At 42.6% G+C, this 10,609-nt stretch carries 12 protein-coding genes; 9 read left to right on the top strand and 3 right to left on the bottom strand.

Features of this window, described 5'->3' with window-relative positions:
- Positions 1–14: 14 nt before the first annotated feature.
- Complete coding sequence (locus ACKI39_RS07315) at positions 15–932, top strand: alpha/beta fold hydrolase (RefSeq protein ID WP_407399123.1); 918 nt, start codon at positions 15–17, stop codon at positions 930–932.
- Between the two features lie 10 nt (positions 933–942).
- Here the strand turns inward: ACKI39_RS07315 and pcnB are convergent, their stop codons facing one another.
- The 3 genes from pcnB to ACKI39_RS07300 are packed head-to-tail and all read right to left on the bottom strand — an operon-like array spanning position 943 to position 3,916.
- Entirely contained in the window at positions 943–2,043 is a 1,101-nt protein-coding gene (gene pcnB, locus ACKI39_RS07310; protein ID WP_407399121.1) for a polynucleotide adenylyltransferase PcnB, read from the bottom strand.
- Between the two features lie 13 nt (positions 2,044–2,056).
- Positions 2,057–2,935, bottom strand: a complete 879-nt coding sequence (locus tag ACKI39_RS07305; protein WP_407399119.1) for a P-loop NTPase family protein — start codon at positions 2,933–2,935, stop codon at positions 2,057–2,059.
- Between the two features lie 45 nt (positions 2,936–2,980).
- A complete protein-coding gene (locus ACKI39_RS07300; protein WP_407399117.1) occupies positions 2,981–3,916 on the bottom strand; it encodes an RluA family pseudouridine synthase in 936 nt (311 codons plus the stop codon).
- Between the two features lie 79 nt (positions 3,917–3,995).
- Between ACKI39_RS07300 and ACKI39_RS07295 the strand changes: the two genes are divergently transcribed.
- The 8 genes from ACKI39_RS07295 to ACKI39_RS07260 are packed head-to-tail and all read left to right on the top strand — an operon-like array spanning position 3,996 to position 10,578.
- A complete protein-coding gene (locus ACKI39_RS07295) occupies positions 3,996–4,472 on the top strand; it encodes a divergent PAP2 family protein (RefSeq protein ID WP_407399116.1) in 477 nt (158 codons plus the stop codon).
- Entirely contained in the window at positions 4,473–5,873 is a 1,401-nt protein-coding gene (locus ACKI39_RS07290) for a hypothetical protein (protein WP_407399114.1), read from the top strand.
- The gene (locus ACKI39_RS07285; protein ID WP_407399112.1) at positions 5,870–7,180 is read left to right on the top strand and encodes an SLBB domain-containing protein; all 1,311 of its coding nucleotides are present in this window, start codon (positions 5,870–5,872) and stop codon (positions 7,178–7,180) included. The genes ACKI39_RS07290 and ACKI39_RS07285 overlap by 4 nt, the downstream gene beginning before the upstream one ends.
- Positions 7,173–8,264, top strand: coding sequence for an RnfABCDGE type electron transport complex subunit D (locus tag ACKI39_RS07280; RefSeq protein ID WP_407399110.1), 1,092 nt, complete (start codon positions 7,173–7,175; stop codon positions 8,262–8,264). Before ACKI39_RS07285 ends, ACKI39_RS07280 begins: the two co-directional genes overlap by 8 nt.
- Positions 8,257–8,805 carry a hypothetical protein gene (locus tag ACKI39_RS07275; protein WP_407399108.1) on the top strand — a complete coding sequence of 183 codons (549 nt, stop codon included), beginning with the start codon at positions 8,257–8,259 and terminating at the stop codon, positions 8,803–8,805. Before ACKI39_RS07280 ends, ACKI39_RS07275 begins: the two co-directional genes overlap by 8 nt.
- On the top strand, positions 8,802–9,419 hold the full coding sequence (locus ACKI39_RS07270) for a hypothetical protein (protein WP_407399106.1): 618 nt from the start codon (positions 8,802–8,804) through the stop codon (positions 9,417–9,419). The genes ACKI39_RS07275 and ACKI39_RS07270 overlap by 4 nt, the downstream gene beginning before the upstream one ends.
- On the top strand, positions 9,416–9,976 hold the full coding sequence (locus tag ACKI39_RS07265; protein ID WP_407399104.1) for a hypothetical protein: 561 nt from the start codon (positions 9,416–9,418) through the stop codon (positions 9,974–9,976). Before ACKI39_RS07270 ends, ACKI39_RS07265 begins: the two co-directional genes overlap by 4 nt.
- Entirely contained in the window at positions 9,973–10,578 is a 606-nt protein-coding gene (locus ACKI39_RS07260; protein ID WP_407399102.1) for a 4Fe-4S binding protein, read from the top strand. The genes ACKI39_RS07265 and ACKI39_RS07260 overlap by 4 nt, the downstream gene beginning before the upstream one ends.
- Positions 10,579–10,609: the final 31 nt, after the last annotated feature.

The raw sequence follows: 10,609 nt of genomic DNA, 5'->3' as shown, positions 1-10,609 counted from the left end.
CTATAATCAAGATCATGAAATACGAGAATTTCCAGTTTAAGATGTCCGATGGTAAATGCAATGTAATCCACCAATGGACCTCGGAAGTAGAACCTGACTTTGTAGTTGTCTTGAGCCACGGAATGGCTGAACATGCCCTTAGATATGAAGAGCTTGCTTCCTTTATCTGTGAGAATAATGGTGCTGTCATCATAGAGGACCATCGCGGTCACGGCAAAACAGCAGAGCTAAACAACCTGCCTCTTGGCAATCCAGGAAATGCAACTTTCAAAAGATGTGCTGAAGACATTCACGAAGAAATAATATACGCAAAGGAACATTTTCCAGGGACAAAAATCATCCTGATCGGACATAGCTTTGGATCATTCTTAGCCCAATATGTAATTGAAAATTACGGCAGGGAAATAGACAAGGCCATTCTTCTTGGAACTGCAGGTCCAAGACCTCTGCTCATCAGCGGTGCCAGATTCCTTGGATTCATCATAAAGCTTTTCTTTGGAAGAGATCATGTAAGCAAATTGCTCCACAACCTTACATTTAAGCCATACAACGCGATTTTTAAGGATGCCAAGACAGATTCCGACTGGCTTTCTTCAGATCCGTTGAGCGTGGACATTTTCAAAATGGATAGAATGTGTGGATTCATTTGCAGCACAGGATTTATGTACAATCTTTTTGCATTGTTGAACAACATCCATAAGCCCCGCAACCTCAATAAAATCAGCAGGGAGCTTCCTGTAAAAATCATGAGCGGAACAGACGATCCTGTAGGTTCCTGCGGAAAAACCATAAGCCGTCTTGCCGCAATCTATTGTGGAATGGGAATCAAGGATGTTTCCCTAAAACTATATAACGGCGCCCGCCATGAACTGCTGAATGACAGATGCCGTTATGATGTGATAAACGAGATAATTGCTTTCTGCAGAAAATAGATAACAACGCCTAGTTGCCTGCTTTTCTTGTAGGCCGCTTAGGCTTTTGTTTTTTCTTAAGCTGGATTCCAAGATCAACAAGAACCTTTCTTACAGCATAGTCCAGCTCGGTTCTTTGAGGATTCATCGGAAGAACGAAATTGCGGCAGATAGCCCAGGTGCGCTTGTAAAGCTCGGCCGCAGAGCTTTCCTTTTTTTCTTCATTCCAATCCGTAAGCTGGGCGACAAAATCCTTAAGAATGTAGTAAAGTCTTTCTCCCAGCTTGCTTTCTGGCTTGCTCCGCACAAGCTCATCAAGCTGTGCAAGACTTTCCATGTATTTTTTTGCAAATACCTTGCTTTCAATCATAAGTTCCGTTGCCGCAGGCTGCAGATATATGTAAAGATCAGTATCAAGCGCCGCAGAAACAATATCCTTTGAGTGTCCGCTGTTGATTATCTTGAGAAGCTCTTCCGTAAGACGGGATGGAGAAACTGGAGAAAGAAGGGCAGATGATTCTCGGATTTTTTTCTTAAGCCTGCGTGGCAATTTGCAGCCTGTAGTCGCACCGTACTTGACGGCTCTGAGCATTCTAACTGGATCTTCTATGAAGATTCTGTCCAAAGGAATGACAGGAGTAACAACACCTTTCTTTATGTCCTTGATTCCATCAACATAGTCGATCACCTGCTGCTTCAACGGATCGTAATAGAGGGCATTCAATGTAAAGTCACGGCGCATTACATCCTCATCCATGGTACCAAAGGCATTGCCGACAGAACCATCACAGATTGAACGGAAAGTGCTTACTTCAAAGATCTTTTCACCGAAGAAAATATGGACAAGGCGGAACCTTTTGCCGATTATCCTGGAATTCCTGAAGATCTTCTTGATTCTGCTTGGAGTTGCATCAGTGACGATGTCAAAGTCCTTAGGCTTTCTTTCGCCAAGGAGGTCACGCACGGCACCTCCAACTATATATGAATCAAAACCGTTGCTCTTTAGTTGGTTTATAATGTAGATTGCATCGCTGTCGATGGCAGAAAGGGGTATTTTATGCTCTTCTTTTGTATAAACGACAGCCTTCTTTACTGGACGCCCCTTAGCATCCGTTCCATATCTGACTAACACAATGGGGCATATTCTATTTATTTACAGTGATTTTGTCTATAATGATGCTTACTTCTTCTATCAAAATCCCAGTGTATTTCTCTATGTTCTCAATGACATACTGCTGAAGTCTGTGGATTTCACCTGTCAGCTGACGGCCAAAAGGAACATCTACAGTCACAATAAGCCTGTATCCACGGGCATTCTTTTTGATCGAAAGCTTCTTGATTCGTATATCCTTGGAGAATTCACTGACACAATGCATCGCCATCTGGCTGAGTGCCGCCTCAGAAATCTCGATTCTCCCTTTCTTGCTGAATTCAGGAGTCACAATGGATTTTTCAAGGGAGGCCTGATTCTTTTTGCCAAAATTGAAAAGCTTGAACTTTCCTTTGCCTTTTTCCGCCATTTCCATCATGGAATCGTGGAAAATCTGGGAATAGCTTTTCTTTACCTCAATGGCAGGTACTGGAATTACATGCTTGCCTTCGATCTGACGGCTTCTGATGGCCTTTTCCAGCTCTTCACGGGAAGCTATGTCCTCAATCTTTACTATCTTTGAAGGGAGTGGAATCTGTAGACGGGAAGTAATCTTCTGAACCATCTTTTCGCTTGTTCCGATGATGAGGAGTTTTTTTATCTTGTTTGTCTGAAGTGCCTTTGCGACCTGGTCCCTATGCTGCTTGTCGTCAAAAAGGGCAATCCTCACGGCTCCCATATAGGTTTTCTCATGCTTGGCAGTACGCCCTGCAATGATCTTGTCGTTCTGAATGAGGAGACCGTCATCTATGATGGCTTCAATGCCGTTTTCCTGGGCTATCAGCTTTGCTCGGAAACTTTTTCCTGTACCGCTTTCGCCAACAAGGGCAAAAACCGACAGACCATGTCCTGTCAAGCGAGAAAGAATATTCATACTAAAATTATAATATAGAAAAAAACAATTTGCAAAACAAACAGATTAAATTCCGTTAAAAAATGGACACGGAGCAGTGATTTCATGAGGCAATCCGACTGGGTTTTGCGGAAAAGAAAGCTTCCATGCATGCAAAAAGAACATTCTGTTCTTCAATTCCTTACCGCCATAGGCCGTATCACCGATCAAAGGATGCCCATGCAACGCCGACTGAGCCCTTATCTGATGCTTTCTGCCAGTCTCGATGGAAAATTCAACCAGGCTGCATTCATTTCCCATTACTTCAGTCTGTTTTAAGAATTTCGCAACCGTAATCGCTTCCTTTCCGTTTTTACCACCTGCAATTACCGTACCATAGTTTTTATCGCTGTTTTCTGGCACGAGGATAAGATCTACATACCGTTCAAAAGGCACCCCATAGGATCCTTCCACAATTCCAAGATATTTTTTACCTACAGAATGTGCCTCTATGTTTTCCGTAAACCATTTTGCTCCCTGCAGACTCTGGGAAAAGGCAACAAGTCCACTTGTATACCTGTCTATCCTATGGAGCGGTCCAGGTCTAAAGGATATGGACTGACCTCCATTATTTCTGAAATCATATTCCACAAGATCACAAAGGCAAAAATCACAGTCCTTTGAAGGCTGGACATTTATTCCTGAAGGCTTATTGACTATCAAAATGTGCTCGTTTTTAAAAACAGTAATATCCTCCAGACTGAATGGGAATTCCCTTTCCATAGCCTCCTGCTGCTCAAGCTTGTTGGAGTTTCCAAAAAGGAATTCTGCAACAGAAATGGAATCCCCCTCGCAAACCCTGTAATCGCCAGAAGACTTCTTTCCATTGACCTTTATCATGCCTTTACGGATAAGAGGGAATATACCTGAGGAGATGCAATTGGACTCAAATATCCTTGAAACCACCTTATCAAGTCTGCGTCCTGAGTCATCCTTTGCTGCATTGAAAATCCTGAAGTCCATGGATGGTATGATAATGGCGGAACCAACAAAATGCAAATAGTAATGGAACAAAATTGCATAATATTGTATAATTTTAAACATGGATTTTAAAAGTCAGCTTCATTCATTTCTAACTCAACCAGCAATCATTGCCTGTATTTTCAGCTGGCTTTCCGCCCAATTCCTAAAGACTCTGATCAAGCTGTTTTCTGGCAAGGTCCACAGCCTTAAGGAACTCCTTGAACTCCTTCTCTGGAGAACTGGAAGCATGCCTTCAAGCCATTCATCTTTAGTGACAACTCTATGCACAATGATTGCCTTCCATTCTGGAATCGACAGTGACGTGTTCATCCTTTCATTGGGATTTTTCCTTGTAACCATCAGGGATGCGGTTGGAGTCCGCCGTGCAAATGGACTTCAGGCTGCATTGCTCAACAGGGTTGGTAGAAGTCTTGCCGAAAAGGGCATCATTGAATTCAAACCAATCAAGGAAGTGCAGGGGCACACTCCAACTGAAGTTCTCATGGGAGTCCTTCTCGGTTTCGTAATCGGCCTGGCATTCAGCGTGTTAAAATAAATGAAGTTCAACAAGACTGCAGCAGTTTCACTTGCCGTAATCATCGCGACATTCATTCTCTCCATCGTCTTAAGGGCAGTTCCAGTCTCAAGAATTTGGAACAGCTATTCCGTTGCCTATGTAGAAAAATCACTTTCAGAGGAAACCGTTCTTTCATATTTTGAAAGATATTCCATCGACAGTGTCATAAGCCTCGGGGGACAAAGGGTTCCATTCGTTTCTGACTTTACTCCAGTCCTTCCACAAAGGGATTCGTCATACCTTAGCGACCGTCTTTCTTATTTCTTTGATCTTTCCGACACCTACTGCCTTTATTATATTCCTAAAAGAAATGATTCCGCATGTGTAAAGGCACTTGAGGAAATAGTACATGACACAAACACACCTTGTGGGATCGATGGTAAACAGCAGTATCCCTGGCTTGTTCCCATGATCGTCCTTGCCGTGTTCGCCATGTTTCTTTTTCTTTCACGCAACAGAAAAGTATTTGCACTGTCATCCGCAAGCATTGTTGTTCTTTCCTTTTCACAGGTCTTCTATCCAGTTGCTGCGGCCGCCATTCTCTATATGCTTTCATGCTATCTTGCCTCCAGAATCTGGGGAAGAAGAAAAGCTTTCAGCGTCCTAAAGAAAAGCATTTACGTTACGCTTCCACTGGTGGTTTCCGTTCTTTCAATAATGTTCCTTTCCATCCAGAGTGCGGTTCTGGTTCTCCTTTGTTGTGCATCATCAATATGTTCCCTAATCCTTCTTGACACATGGGAAAAATTCATTGACTCAAAATCCACCTTCAAATTCGTAAGGATTTTTGGAGCACCACAGATGCCTCTCATGCATCATGCAACGGCAAAACACACCTTGTTCTGCCTTGTGCCGCTTTTCATCCTTCTTGTGATTTTTCTTCTTTCAAGCAGGATTTCCACCAGGACAGAGACAGAAATTTCGATTCCTGTTCCCGTCCACTCATCGCAGATAAATGACGGTGAAAAAATTCTGCCAGGACTGAACGATTTCTACAAATGGTTCTGGAAGGCTAAGTCATATCCTTACAGGAACCTGAATGAATCCTCTGCCGCTGCGGAAGTGGAAGAAGGTGAGACTGTGACCGTTCCTCGATATGAAATGGAAGATGACAGAATCGTAGAATCTGAGGTTCTTCTAATGACCTATGATGACAGGTTCCGCGAGGAAGTAAACAAGGAAATAGAAAACCTTGAATATGATGCAGTTGAAAAACTGATGAAAAAGCAGGGCAGCGATGTCACTGTAGTCTATAGAAACGGCGGGGAATCCCGAGGACAGACTGATGGATTGGGGCTCATCCTTATTCTAGTATGCCTGTTTGTTCCTATGTTTCTCCTTCTCATTTATGTTTTGAAATCAGGCAGGAAATCAAGATGAAAGCAATAAACAACTTCATTTATCCCGACCATCCTATGTTTGAGACTTCTGTCCGTTCCTTTTTGCCACAGAACATCGTAGTTCCTTTCTGCCAGGCTGACGGAAAGGAATATGAATGTACGATGGAAATCGGAGACAAGGTACACGAAGGGCAGACCATCGCGGCGCCTAAAGGAATTATCTCCGCAAACGGTGCCTGCATCCATTCTTCGGTTCCTGGAGAAATCCAAACAATCGTCCAATGCACGCTTCCTGATGGTAAACTTTCCTATGCGGCCAGAATAAAGACGCAAGGTGAATTTACTTTTCTTGGAAAGAAACAGAATCCAGTTGAATGGAATCTATTTTCTTCCGCAACATTGCTTGAAGAATTCAAGTCAAAGGGAATCGTAAATACATTCCTTGGAAAGACCGTTTCCCTCGCAACAGAAATAAGGAACTGTACACTAAAAAAACATAGATTTGTAATCGTCAGAATGTTCGATGAAGATCCAAGCCGATACACGGATACGCTCATCGCTTCCCATTTTACAGAAAAGGTAATTGAAGGTGCAAAAATCGCCGCAAAAGCTTTTGAAGCAGAAGGCATTGCATTCGTCCTTCCTAAAAAGGCGGATTTTACAATTGCCCAGGAGCTCATAGATGACAATTTCTATGTGACTGCAACAGCGGACAACACCAAGTATCCAGCAGGATTCATTCACAGCCTTATGCGGCAGGTAAGAAAGACTTCAAAGATTCCTGAGTACGAAAGATTCATAAATGTAAACCATAAGTGTCTTTTCCTTGACCCTGAGACATGCCTTTCGATCTACGATGCCATTGTCCTTGGAATCCCTGTAATCGAACGATTTGTCCATGTAACTGGTACCTGCCTTAATTCTGCAGGAATGTTTAAGGTTCGCCTTGGAACGACCATCAGGGACCTTGTGGAGCAGTGCGGAGGATTCAGCACACCTCCATCAAAAATTGTAATCAATGGACTCATCAGAGGAAACGGAATCGCAGAGCTCGATATTCCTATCACAAAAATGGTCAAGTCCATCGAATTTCTTCCTTCAAGGGAGCTGTGCGTGCAGAAATCGACTTCCTGCATCAGATGTGGACGGTGCCGTGCAATCTGTCCCGAACACCTTGTTCCAGATCTGCTTTACAAGATGGCATCAGAAAATTTCATACTTCCAAGGGATATTGCTGCGACTGCAAGAATCTGCGGCCAATGTGCCCTTTGTAACAGCGTCTGTCCATCAAGGCTTTCCCTTTGTCAGACCATCGCACTTTTGAATTCAGGAGAGAACAATGCTTAACTTTGAATTGAACAAATCCTGCAAGAAAATCACAATAAATCCATTCACTTTTGCCAGCTGGTCATTGGATACAGTTTCCACCGTGACCATTGTCCTGCTTATGGTTCAAGTCCTTATGCTTTCCGTAACAAAAAGCACTGGATCCCTGATAGTTCTTGTTGGAGCACTTGCTGCCTCCGTCCTTTCAGAAATAATCCATCGCACATTGCTTGTCCGCGACATGCATTTCCATTCCTGGAGAATCTCCATCATCCAGGGGCTTTTGACAGGACTACTTCTTCCGTCGACATACAATCCTCTGGCTGTTTTCCTTGTTGTTTTTTTCGCAATGACGATTTTCAGATGGGCATTCGGAGAATTTGCAGAATCCTGGGCAAACATCGTTGCCGTCTGTGTCGTCGCACTGTATCTCATCAATTCATCCTGCTTTCCACCATCTGCATTGTCTTCATCAGACCTGCAGTCAAGAAATGCAGCATTGATCCTGATTCAGAATGGAACAATCACGCCGATATCAGCGGACAGCGCAGTCACTGACTTTCTCAACAGAACAATATTCAAGTTGGTTGGAATTTCAATTCCAGAAGGATATGTCAGCCTTCTTTGGGACAACGGTTCAAGCATTCCAGCATTCAGATTCAACGTGGTTACATTGATCTCATCCCTTGTGCTCATTTCACTTGATTTCGTCGATATTCTTATTCCTGCTATCTTCCTCTTTGTCTATACAATTCTCATCCGTTTTGTAAGTCCAATCATCCTTGGTGGAATTCCAATGCAGGGCGACATTATTCTTGCATTGCTCACAAGCGGAACTCTTTTCTCGACACTTTATATTCTCCAGTGGTACGGAACGACTCCTATCAACCTGTGGGGGAAAATCATATATGGAATCACGGCGGGTATACTTGGTTTCATCATCATAGGCTTTGGTCTTTCGTCCGTCGGTTATGTTTTTACCGTCATCTTGATGAATCTCATTTCTCCTTGCATTCAGGTGATTGAAGACAAAAGAAAGTTTGCAAGCATCCGAAAAAAAGTAATTCCACGACTCAAGATAATGAAGGAGTATGAAGATGCTTAACCAGGAATTTGATGAATTGACTCTTGCAACTTCAGAAAAAAAGATATTCTACAAGAACATGTCAATCAAAGCTGGCATTTTCTGTGGAATTCTCGCAGTGTTCTTTGGACTGTTGGTTACATTCTCCCTTCTTGGAAGAAAATCATGGAGATCAGGCCTTAAACATGAAATAGAAAGGGTATTCTCTGAAAATTCATATTCTGAATATTCTGTTGGAGAATATGTCAGGCTTGACTCCGCAATGAATGTAAACTGTGCTGTATTCAACGCAGAATCAGAAGTCAAGAAAGACTTTGAGTCATACGCAGTGATCATCCGTTTTCCTACACTCTATGGACCTGTAGCAGCAGTGTATGTCCATGAATCAAAAAAGACTGAAGCCACTTTCATCGGCTTTGCCCAGATAAACAGCAGGCTATCCGATTCAATAAAGAGTGCGACAATGAATTCTCAGGTTGCATATTGGGCAACCAAGATTCCATCGATAACAGCTACTGCAATTTCTGCGTCCGCTACAAAAGCAAAGGGAGATAGAAAATGAAAAAAAATGAACTTTATGTCTACTCAGCGCTTTCACTGGCAGTTCTCATTCCAGTTCCAGGCAGATTGGCATATGGAATAATCATAGTGATCATGCTTTACCTGCTGACAGCATTGGGTATCCTTTTCAGAAAGCTTTCATCCATGTTTTTCGAATACGGACTTCATAGTGTCCTCATCGCGGTGATGCTAATTTCTACCTCTGTCCTGATCAGACAGATACTCATAATGATTTCACCTTTCATGGCATTCGTCATTGGAATCAACATCTATGTACCTGCGCTTACAGCATTCATCCTCGGCAACCTTTACAGAAAATCAGGACTTTCCCTCGGTGATTCCCTTAAGCTTGGCATGATGAAATGCAATGCCTATTCAGCTTTCGCAATCGTATTCTTCTTTATCCGTGATTTCCTGGGATACGGAACGATTACATTTCCATGCAGTACTGGAGTCCATGAAATCATGCTTCTGAACAAGACCCCCGTACTCATGATCGGCAGTTTCCTTGCTACATTGCCAGGTGGCATTGTTCTTCTTGCAGTCCTTCTTGCCATCATCGCAAGCACAATGAAAAGGTTTGAAATTCTCGGAACCTCAAGGAGGAACGGATGATGCTGAATACAATTCTTTATTATGTTTTCTTCAGTTCCATTGTCCTTGTCTACGGAATTGGAATCGAGCGTTCTGTCGTACTAAGTAAAAAACAGCATGACCTCATGATCAAGGCCCTCAAGATGATGATATGTGTTTCATCGACTTCGGCATTGTCATACCTCATCGTCAACTGGCTTCTTGTACCTGTAGATTTGACTGAGCTTTACCCATTTGTCGTGATTTTATTTTTTCTTGCCATCTCAGTCTTTGTTGAGGCAATCATCCGCATCACGGCAAGGATAAGTGCCGTGGAATCAGGCATCGCACTTATGTTCATCTTCGTCGGACTTACAGAATCAAATTCCTTTGGAGAATGTGTATTCATATCGGTTCTTTCAGTCGCCTCATTCTTTGCAATGACACCTTTTGTCATCGCAATTACAAGGAGAAACGATCTTAACGGCAGAACCCAGGAATACGAAAAGAACGGATTTATTCTTGTAAGCATAGCAATAGTAATGTTCATTCTTCTTTCATGGAATGTTACATGGCTCAACAAAGGAGTGTTCCTATGATCTTTACAATCCTCATGATGATCCTATTCCTCATACTCATCTCAATTGTATTTGCTTTCATCTTTGAAATGCTTGTACCTTCTTTGAGAGCACAGAACATTTCCTTCAACAAGCCTATTTTTTCTGAAAATGAAATCCGCGTAAGGCCATCCCTTATGGAAACCTTCAAGGAAGCAAAGGACACAAAGGCTGTGGTGATGTGCTCTTCAAGAAAACAGTGTTCTGATTTCCGTTTTGAGTATGATGGTCCAAAAAGCTGTTCGCTATATCTTTCTCTTTGCGACACTGAACACGACTGCAAATTCGGATGCATCGGTTTCGGAGATTGTGTCAAAGCCTGTACACGCAAGGCAATTTTTATTGAAAACAATACTGCTGTCGTCAACGGATTGTGCAATGGTTGCGGCAAATGCATAGAATTCTGTCCTAAAGGAATCATTAAACTGATACCTGCATCAACAGAACGTGCAGTCTTTTGCTCAGCACCATTCTCAGAGAAAACCAAGTGCTCGGACAATCTAAAGGAAACAGACATCAACTATGGCAGCAAAGACTTCAAATTGTCAAAGAAATTGTATACACTTGTCCATGGAAACCATTAGGCGAATTTACAAAACAAGATAAGGAAAAACA

It is taken from the genome of Treponema sp., assembly GCF_045641405.1.
In the GTDB taxonomy this organism is placed as follows: Bacteria; Spirochaetota; Spirochaetia; order Treponematales; family Treponemataceae; genus Treponema_D.
The sequence above is the reverse complement of the archived record's forward strand: the minus strand, read 5'-3'. Positions and strand labels throughout refer to the sequence as shown.